Source organism: Actinoplanes sp. NPDC023801, from assembly GCF_040639655.1.
In the GTDB taxonomy this organism is placed as follows: Bacteria; Actinomycetota; Actinomycetes; order Mycobacteriales; family Micromonosporaceae; genus Actinoplanes.
This window is the reverse complement of record NZ_JBFAAI010000024.1, coordinates 35557-51401: the sequence shown is the minus strand read 5'-3', so window position 1 is coordinate 51401 and position 15845 is coordinate 35557. Positions and strand designations below refer to the sequence as shown.

General features: G+C 71.1%; 16 protein-coding genes. 5 read left to right on the top strand and 11 right to left on the bottom strand.

Going from position 1 to position 15845, the window contains the following annotated elements; all coding sequences use genetic code 11:
* Positions 1-2: 2 nt before the first annotated feature.
* On the bottom strand, positions 3-2543 hold the full coding sequence (rph, locus tag AB0G04_RS32615; RefSeq protein WP_360990632.1) for a rifamycin-inactivating phosphotransferase: 2541 nt from the start codon (positions 2541-2543) through the stop codon (positions 3-5).
* Positions 2544-2776: 233 nt separating this feature from the next.
* Between rph and AB0G04_RS32610 the strand changes: the two genes are divergently transcribed.
* Together AB0G04_RS32610 and AB0G04_RS32605 are read left to right on the top strand one after the other, a co-directional pair.
* A complete protein-coding gene (locus AB0G04_RS32610; protein WP_360990811.1) occupies positions 2777-3136 on the top strand; it encodes an ankyrin repeat domain-containing protein in 360 nt (119 codons plus the stop codon).
* Between the two features lie 55 nt (positions 3137-3191).
* The gene (locus AB0G04_RS32605; protein ID WP_360990629.1) at positions 3192-4679 is read left to right on the top strand and encodes a M1 family metallopeptidase; all 1488 of its coding nucleotides are present in this window, start codon (positions 3192-3194) and stop codon (positions 4677-4679) included.
* Positions 4680-4730: 51 nt separating this feature from the next.
* Here AB0G04_RS32605 and AB0G04_RS32600 read toward each other — a convergent pair whose 3' ends face one another.
* Positions 4731-5930 (bottom strand): CU044_5270 family protein, encoded by a 1200-nt coding sequence (locus AB0G04_RS32600; RefSeq protein WP_360990626.1) that lies wholly within the window; start codon positions 5928-5930, stop codon positions 4731-4733.
* Entirely contained in the window at positions 5923-6522 is a 600-nt protein-coding gene (locus AB0G04_RS32595; RefSeq protein ID WP_360990623.1) for an RNA polymerase sigma factor, read from the bottom strand. The genes AB0G04_RS32600 and AB0G04_RS32595 overlap by 8 nt, the downstream gene beginning before the upstream one ends.
* Before the next feature lie 113 nt (positions 6523-6635).
* Between AB0G04_RS32595 and AB0G04_RS32590 the strand changes: the two genes are divergently transcribed.
* Positions 6636-7556: an alpha/beta fold hydrolase gene (locus tag AB0G04_RS32590; RefSeq protein ID WP_360990621.1), complete on the top strand. Its 921-nt coding sequence runs from the start codon at positions 6636-6638 to the stop codon at positions 7554-7556.
* Between the two features lie 16 nt (positions 7557-7572).
* Here the strand turns inward: AB0G04_RS32590 and AB0G04_RS32585 are convergent, their stop codons facing one another.
* Positions 7573-7725 (bottom strand): hypothetical protein, encoded by a 153-nt coding sequence (locus AB0G04_RS32585; RefSeq protein ID WP_360990619.1) that lies wholly within the window; start codon positions 7723-7725, stop codon positions 7573-7575.
* Positions 7726-7930: 205 nt separating this feature from the next.
* On the opposite strand from AB0G04_RS32585, the gene AB0G04_RS32580 reads away from it, so the two are divergent.
* Positions 7931-8902, top strand: a complete 972-nt coding sequence (locus tag AB0G04_RS32580; RefSeq protein ID WP_360990616.1) for a carboxypeptidase-like regulatory domain-containing protein — start codon at positions 7931-7933, stop codon at positions 8900-8902.
* 69 nt (positions 8903-8971) lie between these two features.
* Entirely contained in the window at positions 8972-9259 is a 288-nt protein-coding gene (locus AB0G04_RS32575) for a YciI family protein (RefSeq protein ID WP_360990613.1), read from the top strand.
* 6 nt (positions 9260-9265) lie between these two features.
* Here AB0G04_RS32575 and AB0G04_RS32570 read toward each other — a convergent pair whose 3' ends face one another.
* From AB0G04_RS32570 to AB0G04_RS32540, 7 genes are all read right to left on the bottom strand, one after another.
* The gene (locus tag AB0G04_RS32570; protein WP_360990611.1) at positions 9266-10357 is read right to left on the bottom strand and encodes a hypothetical protein; all 1092 of its coding nucleotides are present in this window, start codon (positions 10355-10357) and stop codon (positions 9266-9268) included.
* Entirely contained in the window at positions 10357-10854 is a 498-nt protein-coding gene (locus tag AB0G04_RS32565; RefSeq protein ID WP_360990608.1) for a sigma factor-like helix-turn-helix DNA-binding protein, read from the bottom strand. Before AB0G04_RS32565 ends, AB0G04_RS32570 begins: the two co-directional genes overlap by 1 nt.
* 51 nt (positions 10855-10905) lie before the next feature.
* The gene (locus AB0G04_RS32560; RefSeq protein ID WP_360990605.1) at positions 10906-11271 is read right to left on the bottom strand and encodes a hypothetical protein; all 366 of its coding nucleotides are present in this window, start codon (positions 11269-11271) and stop codon (positions 10906-10908) included.
* Between the two features lie 52 nt (positions 11272-11323).
* Positions 11324-12889 (bottom strand): polysaccharide deacetylase family protein, encoded by a 1566-nt coding sequence (locus AB0G04_RS32555; RefSeq protein WP_360990602.1) that lies wholly within the window; start codon positions 12887-12889, stop codon positions 11324-11326.
* A 221-nt stretch (positions 12890-13110) separates the two neighbouring features.
* Positions 13111-14988 (bottom strand): PAS domain S-box protein, encoded by a 1878-nt coding sequence (locus AB0G04_RS32550; protein WP_360990599.1) that lies wholly within the window; start codon positions 14986-14988, stop codon positions 13111-13113.
* A gap of 115 nt (positions 14989-15103) precedes the next feature.
* Positions 15104-15637 carry a hypothetical protein gene (locus AB0G04_RS32545; RefSeq protein ID WP_360990597.1) on the bottom strand — a complete coding sequence of 178 codons (534 nt, stop codon included), beginning with the start codon at positions 15635-15637 and terminating at the stop codon, positions 15104-15106.
* A gap of 9 nt (positions 15638-15646) precedes the next feature.
* Positions 15647-15820, bottom strand: a complete 174-nt coding sequence (locus tag AB0G04_RS32540; RefSeq protein WP_360990594.1) for a hypothetical protein — start codon at positions 15818-15820, stop codon at positions 15647-15649.
* Positions 15821-15845: the final 25 nt, after the last annotated feature.

The window sequence follows — 15845 nt, the reverse complement described above, 5'->3', positions numbered from 1 at the left end:
CGTCAGGACAGCAGTTCGACGTAACCGTCGGTGGCGTTCACCCGGATCCGCCGGCCGTCAGCGATGAGGCCGGTGGCGCCGGCCACCCCGACCACGGCCGGCAGGCCGTACTCGCGGGCGATCACGGCGCCGTGCGTCATCAGGCCGCCGACCTCGGTGACCAGGCCCGCGATCGCGACGAACAGCGGTGACCAGCTCGGATCGGTGTAGGCGGTGACGAGGATGTCACCGGCTTCCAGGTCGGCGTCGGCCATGTCGAGGATGACGCGGGCCCGGCCCTCGACGGTTCCGGCCGACACCGGCAACCCGACCAGCGCCCCGGCCGGCGCGTCGTCACGCCGGTACGCACCGGTGAGGGTCTCGCCCTCGGAGGTGAGCACCCGCGGCGGCGTGAGGGCCTGGTACGCCCGGAACTCCGCACGGCGCCGCGGGAGCAGACCCTTGTCGAGCCGTCCGGTCCGTACGACATCGTGAAGTTCCGCGAAGGTGAGGAAGAAGGCGTCCTCCACCGCGTCGAGCACACCGGCCCGGACGAGTCGCCCCGCCTCGGCCGTCAAGGCCTGCTTGTAGAGAAAGTATCGGCAGATGATGGCGTACTTGGGATACTCGCGGTAGCCGATGAAGGTCCGGACCCGGTCGATCATCCGCTCGGTCTCGGCGGCCCGCTCCTCGCCGTCCGGCAGCTCCCGCAGACGCCGCAGCACTTCACGCCGCTTCTCCTCGGCCGTCCGCAACCCCTGAGCGAAGCGGCGCTCCGCGGCGCCCGGTGGGAACAGTCGCACGTTGTCGAGGATCAGCGGTACGAGCGTGGCCGGCTGCTCGCTCCACCGCGGCCGGGTGATGTCGATCTCGCCGGCGCAGCGCATGCCGTACCGGCCGAGGTAGCCGGTGATGGCGTCGCGGGCCTCGGTCCCGCCGGGGATCTCCGGCAGCCGGCCGAGGAGATCGCCGGAGCCGGGGTTTCGCAGGAACTCGACGACCTCGGGGTGGGGCCGGATCGCGTCGGCGACATCGAGCAGCGCGAGCCCCATCTCCGAGGTGATGTTGCCGGGCGCGGAGAGGGTGAGCGTGTCCGCCGCGTTCTTCTCGCCCAGCCAGTCGAGCAGTTTCTCGTTGAGCCACCAGCTGGCGTCCATCCCCGCCATGATCACCTGAATGCTCAGCGGGTCCCGGAGCATGCGTTTGTGTTCCTCGAACGCCTCGAGCAGGAAGTCGAACAGTGCCGTCCCGGTCTTCCCGCCGATGTCCCGCCGCAGCTCCTCGATCGACGCCCGGCTGCGTTCGACCAGTTCCGTGACGGTGGCCGGGTCGGTCTCGATCGGGGTGGGCGGGTGCCCGGCCGGCGTCCGGCCCGGACCGGCGTCCGGAGCGGGCGGGAGGAAGCCGTCGCGGTCCAGCACGGTCTGCAGGGCGTCGCGGACCAGCGGCTCGGACCTGCCGAGCATCTCCAGGAACCCGTCCCGGACCGCCGGGTCGGACAGGTGGCGGGTGGCGTCGACGAACAGCCGGCCGCCGGCCTCGTGCATCGGTGCCATGGCGGTCAGCTGCCACATCGACCAGCCGAGCGGTTTCATGGCGTCGGTCATCATCTGCTGGTGGCCGACCGAGACGTAGACGTGGGCGGCGCCGTCGCCGGCGGTCGCCGGGATCGGGTACAGGGTGGTGATCGGCCGGCTCTGGACGATCCGGAATTCGTCGCCGGTCAGGCACCACTCGATGTCCTGCGGCCGGCCGAAGTGCTCCTCGATCCGCCGGCCGAGTGCCACGAGCCGTAGTACCTGGTCGTCGGAGAGGGCGGGCTGTTCGCGCCGTACCGGCTCGATCGGCAGCGTCCGCGTCCCGCCGCCGGGCACGGCACGGACCGCGACCGTCTTCACGGCGATCGACCGGTCGGCGACGACGCCGTCGCGGACCTTGAACACGTCCGGGTTCACCAGGCCGGACACCAGCGCCTCGCCGAGGCCGAAACCGGCGTCGACGGCGGACACCCGGCGGTTGCCGGTGACCGGGTCGGCGGTGAACAGGATGCCGGACGCCTCCGGGAATACCATCTCCTGCACCACGACGGCCATGTGGACCCGGTGACTGCCGAACCCGTTGCGCCGGCGGTAGATGACGGCCCGGTCGGTGAACAGCGAGGCCCAGCATCGGCTGACGTGCCGCAGGACCGACTCGGCGCCGACCACGTTGAGGTAGGTGTCCTGCTGCCCGGCGAAGGACGCGGCCGGCAAGTCCTCGGCGGTCGCGCTCGAGCGGACGGCGTAGGGCGTGTGCTCGCCGACCGCCGCGGTGATCGCCGCGGCCACCTCCGCGGGCAGGGGAAGGTCCTCGATCGTCTGCCGGATCCGGGCCGGGTCGAGAGTGTCGTCGATCGGTACGCCGGCCAGGGCCCGCTGGAACGCCTCCGTGGTCACGCAGAATCCGGCCGGTACCGCGATGCCGTCGATCCGGGACAGTTCTCCCAGGTGGACGCCCTTGCCGCCGCCGAGCGCGACCTGGTCTGCGCCGATGTCGCGGAGATCCAGCACGTACTGGTCAGTCATTCTCAGATTCCTCCGCGGCGGCGTTTCCGTCGAATTTGCGATTGACCGGCCTCCGCATTGTCTCCGCGGTTCCGGCCCACGGCCGACGATTCTGCGCCGGTACCCCGGCCTTGCCGCAAGCCCCCCGCCCCGCGATAGGTTGGAGAAGGGCAGGCAAACCCACGCGTGAAATCGAACGATAGGCTTCGGGCGTGGCAGAACTGGATGAAGAGACGATTCGATTCGCGCATCGCATGTTCGACCTGGCACGCTCCGGCGGCACCGAGGAGCTGATCGTCAACGTCGTTGCGGGCCTGCCGGCCAACCTGACCAACGACAAGGGCGACACGCTCCTGATCCTGGCGGCCTACCACAACCATGTCGACACCGTGACGGCCCTGCTGGAGCAGGGCGCCGATCCCGACCGGGTCAACGACCGCGGCCAGACCGCGCTGGCCGCGGCGGTCTTCCGGCAGAACCACGAGACGGTGAAGTCGCTGCTCGCGGCGGGTGCCGATCCGCACGGCGGCTCCCCGTCGGCGGTGGCCACGGCCGAGTTCTTCAAGCTCCCGGAGATGGCGGCGCTGCTGACCGAGGGCCCACTTAATCGATAGTTATAAATAAATTGGTAGGTTTCCCGGCAACGGCAACCCCGTGAAGGGAGACTCCATGCTCCGCAGAACCATCACCGTGACCGCGGCCGTCCTCGCCGTCGTCCTCACCGTCCAGACCGGCTCCCGGGCCGCACCGGCGCCCGGAAGTCCGGGCGCCGGTGACGTCTACTACCCCGAGTACGGCAACGGGGGGTACGACGTCGGGCACTACGACATACGCCTGCGCTACCACCCGGACACCGACCGCCTGACCGGCGCCACCACCATCCTGGCCACCGCGACCCAGGACCTCTCCCGCTTCAATCTCGACTTCGCCCTGAGGACCACGTCGGTACGGGTCAACAACCGTCCCGCCACGTTCGCCAGGCAGGGCGATCACGAGCTGGTCGTCACCCCGGCCCGGCCGATCACCAAGGGCACCCCGCTGACCGTCGTCGTCGAGTACGACGACATCCCGTCCACGGTTGTGGCGGCCGGCTTCACGTCGTGGAACCGCACCGACGACGGCGCGCTCGCCGTCGGCGAGCCGGAGATCGCCTGGTGGTGGTACCCGAGCAACGACCATCCCACCGACAAGGCCAGCTTCGACGTGTCGGTCCTCGTCCCGGACGGCGTCGAGGTGATCTCCAACGGCACGCCCACCCGATGGGCCACGCCCGCGTTCGCCGGCTGGGACCGCTGGTCGTGGCGCCAGGAGAAACCGCAGGCCACTTACCTGGCGTTCCTGGCGATCGGCGACTTCGACACCTACCAGGACACCTCGGCCGACGGCAGCCCGATCGTCACCGCCTACAACACCCGCCTGGACCCGGTCACCGCCGCGGCGGCGCGCGCCAGCGTGGAACGCAGCGACGAGATCACCGACTGGGCAGCGGGGCTGTTCGGGCCGTACCCGTTCGGAGCGCGCGGTGGCGTGGTCACCGGCGCCGGGGACCAGGGCTTCGCCCTCGAGACCCAGACCCGCCCGGTGTACGACGGACGCTCGTTCCTCCGCGGCACGAACAACTCCCTCGTCGTCCACGAACTCGCGCACCAGTGGTTCGGCGACTCCGTCGCGCTCGGCCAGTGGAAGGACATCTGGCTCAACGAGGGCTTCGCGACGTACGCCCAGTGGCTCTGGTCCGAGGAACAGGGTGAGGGCACCGCCGCCGAACTCGCCCACTACGTCTGGTCCGAGGTGCACCCGGCCGGCGACCCGTTCTGGCAGGTGCTCCCCGGCGACCCCGGCCCGGACCGCCTGTTCCACAGCGCCGTCTACGACCGGGGCGCGCTCACCGTGCACCATCTGCGCGAACTCGTCGGTGACGAGAAGTTCTTCGCGATCCTGCGGGCCTGGACCGAGACCAACGAACACGGCGACGGTACGACACCCGAGTTCCAGGCCCTCGCCGAGCAGATCTCCGGCCAGGACCTGGACGCGTTCCTGCAGACCTGGCTCTACACCCCCGGCCGCCCGGAGATCGGCCTGTCCACCCTGGCCGCACCCGCCGAGCCGAAGTCCTGGCAGCGGATCGTGGCCGCGCACGAGGCCGCCCATCCCTGACGGCGCCGATGCCGTCCACCGCGCGGGTCACGGTGGACGGCATCCCCTCGATCAGCAGGTGGCCGGCTCCTGCACGTCCTCCGGCAGCGCCCCGGTCGTGTCCGGCGGGACGTCGTCGGTCCACCGGGAGCGCAGGACGGCCTCGTAGTCGAACACCGCACCGGCCGGAACCCAGGACAGGTAGTCGGCCGGGCGCAGCACCCGGGTCTCCCATGCCAGCGGCTGCCCGGACGCCGGGTCGAAGACCAGACGGACCTCGCGTGCACCACCGGTGTCGGCCTGCCGTACGCCCGGCTGCTCCTCGTTCGTGACCAGGGTGACCGCGTTGCCGGGCCGGCCCTTCGGATCGGTGACCGGCCCGAGGTCACGCAGGCCGGGCAGCACCGCCAGCAGGCGGTAGGCGGCGGCCCGGACCGCCGGGGTGCCGGGCGCCTGGTACAGCAGGTTGATCATGGAGTCGAAGATGCCCTGTGACAGCTCGGCGGCGGTCAGATCCGGGTTCCCGCGACGCAGCGAACCGACCAGCCACGCCTCCAGCCGTACCGGATCCGTCGGCAGTTCCCGCACCTGGGCCGCGGTGAGGTAGCCCCCGCCGATCAGGAAGGTGCTCGCCTCCGGCTTGCCCACCACCGTGCGCGTCGAGCCGGCCCCGGCCGTGTATTCGCCGGAGGTCTCCGGGCACGCTTCGTCGATCGGCCAGCCGGCCGGCGAACCGGCTCGCCGCCATGCGGCCCGGTCGGCGTCCGAGGCGGGCGCGGCCCCGGCCCATCGCAGGTAGTGCACGGCCCGGTCGTCACGGCGGACCGAGTACCAGGTCGTCTCCTCGGTACGGCCCATGATCGCGTAACGGTTGCCGTCCCGGCCGACCTGCAGCAGCGTCCCCGACTCGACCTCGGAGACCCAGTAGCGGCCGCCCGCCGGGTTCTCGCCCATCGTCCGGTCCGCGGCGGCCAGCAGCAGATTCCGCAGTCTCTGCGGCGGACGTGGCCCCGCCTCGGCGAGGTCGACGTCACCGCGACCCGGGTCGGCCGGGCGCCCCCACGACGACGACAGCACCATGAGCAGCGCGAACGCCGCGGCCACCGCCGGGATCAGACCCCAGCGGAACACCCGGCGCGCCGGGGCGGCGGTCCTCCCGGCGGGCATGCCGGAGTCCATCAGGTGGAACAGCCGCGCCCGGGCAGCCGCCGTCGTCTCGGCGGCCGGCGGCGTCACCGGCCGTGCGGTGGCCAGCAGGTCGAGCTCATCCATGGTTGGCTGTCCTCTCGGCCGGTCGGGTCGGGTCGACGTCGTCCAATGCGGCACGGATCTTGCGGCGGGCCCGGTTGAGGCGTGACCCCACCGTCCCCACCGGCACGCCGAGGGCGGCGGCGGTCTCCTCGTGCGACAGTTCGCCCCACACCACGAGCAGCAGGGCGTCCCGGTCCCGCGCCGGCAGGCCGGCGAGCGCAGCGACGATCCGGCCACGGGCGGCAGCCGCCGCGACCCGATCAGTCGTCTGCTCCTCGTGCCGCGGATCGGCGGGCGGACGGGCCGCTGCCCGCGCGTACGCCAGATATCCCTGAGCCTCTTCCCGCCGCCGCGCCCGGATCAGGTTCGTGGCGATCCCGTACAGCCACGCCCGCACCGAACCCCGGTCCGGATCGAACCGGTCCCGCTGCCGGAACGCGATCAGGAACGTCTCGGCGGCCACATCGTCGCCGCCGGCCCCGTCCAGCCGCCGCGAGGCGTACCCGTGCAGGGCGGCGAAATAGCGCTCGAACAACTCCGCGAAGCAGTCCGGCTCACCCCGCGACCGCAGCAGCACAGCGACATCGTCGCCGCCGGTCCTAACTCCACCCATCGTTACCTCTCGTAGGCCGGTGTCCTTCCTGATTGGCGAATCCCGATGTTGATCTTCACGCCTGCGGGCAGTTTCAGCCTTACCATGAACGTCGATCCGGATGGGGAGGTACGGTGCCTGGACGACAAGGGCGGACGGCTCGCGCAGTGATCGCCGCGGCGGCGGCCATGGCGATGACGTCCTGCGGTTCGGCGGATGCTCCCGCGCCGTCACCCAGCGCTTCAGCGGGCCTGCCGACCGGCGGCACCGGCACCGTCGAGATCGGTGGCCGGCCCGTCACGGTGCACGTGCCGGACTCGATCGATCCGGGCCGCGCCGCACCGCTGGTCGTCCTGCTGCACGGATACTCGTCCGACGCGAGGGAACAGGAGTCGTATCTGGGGCTCACCGCCGAATCGGACCGGCGGGGATTCGTCTACGCCTATCCGGACGGATCCGTCGACGGCCGGGGCAACCGGTTCTGGAACGCCACCGACGCCTGCTGTGCGTTCGACAGTCCGCAGCCCGACGACTCGCGGTACCTCAGCGAGCTCATCTCCGCGCTGAAAGCCTCGTACCGGATCGACCGGGTCTATCTGATCGGGCACTCCAACGGCGGCTTCATGGCGTTCCGGATGGCCTGCGACCACGCCGACCAGATCACCGCCATCGCGTCACTCAACGGCGCGAGCTGGAACGACCCGGCCCGGTGCCGGCCGTCCGAGCCGGTGAGCGTCCTCGCCGTGCACAGCAGCGCCGACGAGACCATCGCGTTCACCGGAGGCGCTCTCGGCAACAACGCCTACCCGTCGGCGGCCGCCACGGTCAGCCAGTGGCGCGACTACAACGGCTGCACCGACGCGGGCCGCGACGCCCCGGCACTCGACCTCGTCACCGTCCTGCCGGCGGCCGAGACGTCGGTGCGTACCTTTGAGCGGGGCTGTGCCGGCGGGTCGGCCGTCCAGGCCTGGACGATCAACGGTGGCCGGCACATTCCCGCGTTCAGTTCCGCCTTCGCCGCGGCAGTGACGGACTTCCTGCTCGCCCGGACCTGACCGGGCCGCGCCGGTCTCAGTCGGGCGGGCCGACCGGGCTGCCCTGTACGGCGGGGCTGTCGGCGGCGCGGCCGGGCACACCGGGTCCGCTGCCGCCGGCGTGGTGCTGACGGTCGTCCCGTTCGCCCGGATCCTCGTGGCCGGCTTCGGTCATGGCCTCGGGATCCATGGAGCCAGGATCAGCGACGGTGCTCAGATCATGATTCGGAAGTGTCATGCCCACCGGCATACCCGCCACCGGCGGTGGCCTCCCGCGATCCCGGAATGTTCTCGAAGCCTTCACCTCCACGCCCGGGTCGCGCGATTCGCCCCGGCAGGGCATAGTGGCCCGCGGTGTCATCGACCGATGCTGCCTGTCCCGGAGAGGGTGGGAAATGACGACGCGCTTACGTGCCCGATGGACTCGGGCCGCCGCGTTGATCACGCTGGCCGGGGCGATGCTCACGGTGACAGCGACACCGGTGGCGGGCGCGCCGGCACCCGTTCGCATCCTCAGCGTGTCGGCGGAGAACGTGAAGCCCGGCGACACGGTGCGCGTGCGCTTCCGCGTCACGAACACCGGGAAGACAGCCGAGTCGGCCGTCGTGGTGGTCGGCGGCGGCCTGAAGTGCAACACCGGATGCCGGGCGGAGCCGAACCTCGGACCCGGCAGGAGCCGCGACTTCGAGGCCACACTCGTCGCGCCCCGGGCGAGCGCGGGTGAGGTGAGCGGCCTCAACATCTCGGTCGCCGTACGACTCGGCGGGCAGAACACCTTCGACCACAGGACGGTGTACGTCCACGGCCCCGGCACCTCCACGCCAGGCGCGGACAAGCCGCCGGCCCAGGTGGAACGGGTCTCCGGCCGGGTCCGCGACGCCGGCGGAGAAGCGATCGGCGGCGCGGCCCTGACCGTCCGGGACAGCGCCGGGCACGAGTACCGTACGACGAGCAACCGGGACGGCCGGTTCTCGATCAGGCCGAACGCCGGTAAGCCAATCGCTGAGGGCCCGATCACGGTCGCGGCGGCCATGGACGGCTACCGCACCGCCCGGAAAACCGTCAAGGGTTCCGCCGGCGACGCCGCGAGCGTGCAACTGACCCTGAAAGCGGTGGCCGTGCCCGCCCGGACATCGTCGTCACCGGACGCGACGGCCGGCTCCGTCGCGGTGGCGGACGAGGCGTCCGAGCCGGGGGCGAGCGTGGCCGCGGTGGCGGCGCCCGACCTCGAGGCCGCGAGCGGCGAGAGCAGCGGTCTGCTGCTGGGCACCGTCCTCGGCGGCCTGCTGGTCGCCCTGGGCCTGAGCGCCCTCGCGTTGCTGGTGGTCCGCCGCCGGAGAACGACCCCGGCGACACCTGCCCGATGACCACATGGTCCGAGCAGTACGGTGCGGTCACGGAACCGGCCTCGGAGCCGGGTGCCATACGATCATGAAATGTTCGTGATCACGCTGACCTACCGTGCGGGCCTCGATCAGATCGACGCGGCGCTGCAGGACCATGTCGCCTGGCTGGATCAGCAGTACGCGGACGGCGTTTTCCTCGCGTCGGGCCGCCGCGTTCCCCGCGTCGGTGGTGTCATCCTCGCGACGGGCGTCACGCCGGCGGAGTTGGAGTGCCGCCTCGACCTGGACCCGTTCCGGCGGCAGGGCCTCGCCGAGTACACGGTGACGGAATTCGTCGCGTCCCGGACCGCGCCGGGCCTCGAGTCACTCCTGACGTGAGCGGCCTTACAGCTTCATCGTCAGCACCAGTGGGGGGCCGGCGTTCAGGTCGCCCCGGGCATACCGGATGGCTGTCTCGTCGACCCAGGCCAAGCCGGACAGGCTCGCCGTCACCGGCCCCGGCGTGTCGAAGGTCTTGACGGCCTTGCCGGTCTGCGCGTCGAGCACCACGACCCGCTGGGTGCGCTCTCCGCCGGAGCGGGTGGTGACGAGTGCGGCAACGTGCCGGTTACCGGGGGAGAGCGCGAAATAGACGTCGTCGCAGCCGGTGATGCCAGGCCGGAACTGCGCGATGCGCTCACCCGTGAACGCGTCAAGGATCTCGAACGAGCAGGTACGGCCGAACTCGGACGGCCATTCGACGATCCGGTTCTCGGTGGCCTGCATGCCGACGTACGGCAACTCCCAGCCGGTGACGGCGGTGCTGGGTGTGCGTTCGCTCAGGGTCCCGTGCCCGATGTCGTACGTGACGAGCACCGGCCGCGTCTCCACGTCGGTCTCGCGCAGGATGTGCCACCAGAACAGGGAGGTGCTGTTGCCGGTCATCGGCATCGACCGGTTCGCATGCGACTTCATCTCGGGCAGGGGCCGGTTGCTCGCCGGCCGGCCGTCCGCGTCGGTCACGAGGGCCACCCGGGAGTCGAGACGGCCGGGCGCGAAACCGATGGTGGCGAGCCCGCCGCCGGGCAGGGGCGCCGGGCCGAGATAGGTGGCCTCGCTCAAGCCGGGCTGTGGCTCGGCGACCTCGACCACGGCCGGCTCACCGTCGACCGTGCGCAACTGGGCGGTGATCTCACCGGACGATCCGGGAACGTGGATGCCGGACGGTACGCCTTGCGTGACCGGCGGTGCCTCACGGTCGAGCCAGAGCCCGATCGGTGGGCCACCGAAGGGGTCGCCGACGATCACGTCACGGCGCGGGATGAGCTGCGGGACCGTGGCCGTCACGGCTGCCACCGTGACGACGGCCGCGGCGGCGGCGAGGAACGTACGGCGGCGCCTGATCCGTCGAGCCCTGGACCGGATCGTGAGGAGATCGTGCGGGACGGACGGGACGCGGGCCGCCGTGGTCCGGACGGCACGCTCGAGATCGTTCATCACTTCTCCTCCAGAGTGTCGCGCAGCGCCGACATCGCGCGGGACAGGCGGCTGCGTACGGTGCCCTCGGGAATCTGCAGGACCGTCGCGGTCTCCGCGGTGGACATCCCGAGAAGCACCCGGCAGACGACGACCGCGCGGGTGGGGATCGGCAGACGGGCCAGGGCGGCTTCGGCGTCGCCGTCCGGCAGGCCGGGCTCGAGGGCCGGCAGTCCGCGCTCGGTTTCGGGGAACGCGCGTTCGCGGCGGAGTTTGCGCCGCCACGAGGTGGCCCAGTTCAGTCCGACCCGGAAGACCCACCCGGCCGGGTTCTGGGTGACCGACACCTGCCCCCACCGGACGAAGGCTCGTGCCATCGCCTCGTCGGCGGCGTCGCGGGCCAGGTGGATGTCACCGAGCGCGACCGCGAGCGCGCGGTAGACCCGGTCCACAGCGGACGCGTAGAAGCTCTCGAACGAGGCGTCCTCCGCCGGTGGATCGTCGCGCGTCTCCGCCACGATGTCAGTGTCCATGCGGGTAGACGCGCGAGCAGCCTCGTACGCTCCCGATCAAGCCCGGTCTCTCGCTGCCGCGCCGGTCACGCGGGACCGCCCTGCCGGATCACGGCTACGACACCGGTCGGCACCGGTCGGCACCGCGAGGTCCGCCTCCACGACGTGCCCGGCATCAGCGAGCAACGGCGGACGGGCACGATGCACCCGCAGGGCCGTCTCGACATGGTCGCTGCGAGCTGTGCCGATCGCGATGGAACATGGGCCGTCCAGGCCGATGCGCCACACGTCGACCGCCTCGTCCGACCATGCCTCCGGCCAGTCGTAGTCCTCGTCCTCCTCGTCCGCGGCCTGCCCCTCGGCATCCTGGACGTAGAACTGGGCATGATCCGCGAGAACGACAGCCCGGCGTACGTGATCCACCACAGGAGCCTATTCCGGTCCACACGACTGCTGCGGCGGACGGGCCCGGCGGTCACATGAGGGCGACGAACTTGAGGCCCTTCGCCTGCAGGGCCGGGATGACGGTCTTCAGGGAGGCCAGCGTCTGGGAGCGGTCACCGCCTCCGTCGTGGCAGAGCAGGATCTGGCCGGGACCGGCGGCGAGCAGGCGCTTGGTGATGTGGGCGACGCCCGGGCGCGCCCAGTCGCGCGGATCGGTGGTCCAGTCCATCGGGATCACGTTGCTCTGGGAGACCGCCTCTGACAGCCCTTTGGACCAGGCGCCGCCGGGGGAGCGGAACAGGCTCGGGGTGATCCCGGTGGTGCTGTAGATCTTGTCCTGAGCCCGGTGGATCTGCTTGATCGCCGCGTGGGACGGCAGCTCGGCCAGATCGAGCGGGTGGCTCCAGGTGTGGTTGGCGATCCGGTGACCGTCGGCGGCGACGTCACGGGCGGTGGTTTCGTGCCCGAGGACCTGATTGCCGATCATGCAGAACAGCGCCGGGACGTGGTGCTTCTCCAGAAGGCGCAGAATCTGGGGCGTCCAGACCGGATGCGGGCCGTCGTCGATGGTGAGCGCGATGGCGTCGGTGGGGAACGGGTCGCCCGGGACCATCTTGCGGAAGTCCTGCAGGGTGTGCACCGGCACCTTCATGACCGGGGTCGTGGGCTGGGGTACGGCGGGGGCCGGCGTAGGGATCTCCGAGGGGGCAGGCTCGGTGACGACCAGGTTGGGGGTCTTGGCGGCTTGCGGTTCGTCGCGGCCGGCCAGGGCGGCGATCGTGCCACCGAGCAGGGCGGTGCCGGCGGCGGCCGGGATCGCCCAGAGCAGGCGCCGGCGGGAGAGAGGCTTCGCACGCTGGGGTACGACGGCAGGCGCCGGCGGTGCGACCGGCAGGGCGATCGTCGGCTCGGAGGGCGGCGGTGCGACGGTCGGCGCGGACCGGGGGGCAGGTATGGACGGCCGCGTGACCGTCGGCTCCGGCGCGGGCCGGGGCGCCGGCGGGGAGGGGATCAGCATGGCGACCGTAGGCTCCGCCTCGGCCGAGGACTCCCGGCCGACCGGCAGCGCCACCGTCGATTCCGGCGAGATCCGGGGCTTGGGCAACGAGATCGTCGGCTCGGACTCGGCGGTGATCACGGTGGTCGGCTCGGATTCGGTGGAGAGGACCGTGGTCGGCTCGGATTCGGTGGAGAGGACCGTGGTCGGCTCCGACTCGGCGTAGAGCACCGTGGTCGGCTCGGACTCATCGTCGGCGGGCACCGCCGGGGTGTCGGCAGCCTCGGCTGCCGGCAGGGTCACTGTCGGCTCGGACTCATCGCCATCCGAGGCGGAATCCGCATCCGGCGAGACCGCCGTCAGGTGAGCCGTCGGTTCGGAGCCGGGCGAAGACGCCAGGTCGGCGGTCGGTTCGGAGCCGGGCGAAGATGCCAGGTCCACCGTCGCGTCGGAGATCTCGGCGGCCGGCAAGGTGACCGTCGCCTCACCGTCACCGGAGTCGACGGGTTCACTCAAGGCGACCGTGGGTTCGGCCGACTCATCGACCTCGGCGGCTTCCGCGGACGTGCTGTCCCGGGGTGCAGGGCTGGGCTTGTTCATCGGTGGGATTGTCGCGCCCGCGGTCAAATCGGTCTTGATCTGTGTCTTCCCTGTGAACCACCCGCGCGGCCCTGATGCTGCGTGCCCCTCGGCCGCGTAACCAGCGACAGAAACGGCAGGTGATCATGCGATCACCGGCGGGTGGGAGCACCGCTCGAGGGTCGCGCCAAATCTGCTCTTCAGTGGCGTCTGTCACATCCGGGTGGCCGGAGCCATGAATGTCAGTTGCTGGCCGCGCGATGGGTGACCGGAGCGGTGTTCAGTGCCTCCCCGACACCCGCGAGCAACTCGACGGCGGTGAACGGTTTCTGCAGGATCGGAACGTCGATGTCGATGCCGTGCTCGCGACGTACCTCCGCGTCGCTGTAACCGGACATGAACAACACCGGCAGGTCGGGGCGACGGGCCCGCAGGCGTGACGCGAGCATCGGACCGGACCGGCCCCGCAGTACGACGTCGGTGAGCAGCAGGGCGACGTCCTGCATGTCCAGGGCGGCGAGCGAGTCGTCGCCGAAGGCCGTGGCGCGGTAGCCGTTCTCCCGCAGGACACGGATCACCAGGTCGCTGACGAAGTCGTCGTCCTCGACCACCATGATCAACTCGCCGTGACCGTGGCCGTGGTCACTTGCCGCCGGGCCGGCCGGCGATGTGACCGCCGCGGCGGCCGACGGAAGCAGGATGCGGAACGTGGTGCCGACTCCCGGTGCCGACTCGACACCGATGGTGCCGCCGGCGTCGCCCACGATGCCGTACACGGTGGCGAGCCCCAGGCCCGTACCGCGATCGGCGGGTTTGGTGGTGAAGAACGGCTCGAAGAGACGGTCCCGGACCTCGGCGGTCATCCCGCAGCCGGTGTCAGAGACCGTGAGCTGCACGTAGCTTCCCGCCGGCGGTGCGGTGGACGGGCCCTCGCCCAGTTCGACGAGGTCGGTCTCCATCGACACGACGCCACCTTCCGGCATCGCGTCCCGCGCGTTGATCACCAGATTGAGCAGGATCTGATCGAGCCGCCCGCGGTTGGCCCGGACCGGCATGGCCTCCGGGGCCGGCCGGCTGACCAGCCGGATGTTCTCGCCGATGGAGCGGCTGAGCAGTGCGACGGCCTCGGTGACCACCTGGTTCAGGTCGATGACCTCCACCTGGGTGGGCTCGCTCTTGGCGAACAGAAGCAACTGATTGGTGAGTGATCGGGCCCGGTCGGCGGCGTTGCGGATCCGCGCCAGGTCCTCGGCAGCGTCCCCGGTGACCTCGTCGGCCAGGAAGTCGGCGTAGTTGAGGATGATCGCGAGCAGATTGTTGAAGTCATGGGCCACTCCACCGGCGAGCTGGCCCAGGCTCTCCATCCGGTCGGCTCGCGCGGTGCGTTCCCGTACCGTCGTCTCCTCGGTGATGTCGCGTTCGGTGGCGGCCGCGGCGACCACGACACCGTGCTCGTCACGGACGGGCCAGATGGTGACCGCCGCCAGGAAGGTCGTGCCGTCCTTGCGGACCCGACTCGTCTCGCTGAGGGTGATCTGTTCTCCGGCCGCGAGCCTGGCCGGCGTCTCCTGGACGATGTCCCGGCTGCCGTCCGGCAGGATCAGGTCCGCGAACGGCCGGCCGATCACCTCGTCCGCCCGCCAGCCGTACATGCGCTCCGCACCGCCGTTCCAGGCGGTGACGATGCCGTCCAGGGTGGTCGCGATGATGGCGTCGCTGGACTGCTCGGCGACCGCGGCCAGCCGCTCCCGTTCCCGGGCCGCGTCGCGGGAGATCCGCAGCATCCGCTGGTGGTGAAGGGCCAGGAACCAGCAGATGACGATGGCGACGGCCACGAACAGCAGCCGGAAGATCTGTCCGGCGGAGCCCAGCAGCCCCTGCCAGGTGGAAACGGCGAAGCTGGTGGCGAGCGCATATCCGCCGATGGCGAGCACGGCCACCGGGCAAGCCGAGGGGGCCGCCAATGCGGGACCCAGCGCGACCATGCCGAACGTCAGCGACTCTCTCGGCAGGATCGCGGAGATCGTGGCCAGGGCGGTCACCGAAGCCCAGCCGGCCAGGATGTACGACGACGCCAGGCGGCCCCGCACGCGAGGCCCGGAGGAGAATATCGTTTCCATCGGGCAACCTTTCCGAGAAACAAATCCCCATTTGCCCTTGTACGGTAGTCGTCGGCGTGCACAGAATCCGGCAGTCGGAGACCGTCGCGCGGGCCACGGATCGCCGTTTCGCGGGCTACCTGCTCGCCGTGGCGTGGCGGGGCAGCGGGCCGGCGTCCGGCCGGCGGCCCGGGCGCTTCGCGGCGTGGCGCTGACCGGGTCCACGGCCGTCGCGCGCCGCGAGCAGATCGGCGATCATGCCGGTGGCGAACCCGTAGACGGCCTTGTGCAGGACGTCCACCGCCAGTTCCCGGCGAGGCCAGCTCTGTGGTGGCGCGCCCACCCCGGTGGCGTTCTCCAGGATCTGGTCATTTGTCAGCCGCACCACGGTGAACATGCCGGACGCCCACGGACCACGTAACCCGGCCTGCGCCATGATCCCGCGGACCGCGCCCAGCAGGACGGCCTGCCCGTAGTGCATGGTGAGATTCAGCCCGCGTGCCTCGGCCGGCGGCCGCTCCGGGAGACCCGTCAGACGGGCCAGCACCCGGGCCGGTACGTACGAGTCCGGCCGCCCGGTGAACCGCTGCTCCAGCTTCTCCGCCGCGGTCATCACCGCGGCCGCGGCCAGGCCGGCCACCATTCCCTGCCATACGCCTCGTTTCAACATGCCGGCCGACTACCCGCTGGACCGCTGCCTACTCGGGGCCGCCTGCATCCGGCTCTTGTACTCGGTGTGGCCGTTCGGGCAGGGCGGGATCGTGGCCCCGGCCTGCACCAGCACCCGCTCGGCGCAGCGCGCGCACTGGAAATGCCGGGTCTTCTCCGCCAGGTCTCCCGCGTGTGCCGCCATGGTGACGGGATTCCCCCGGCCCGCG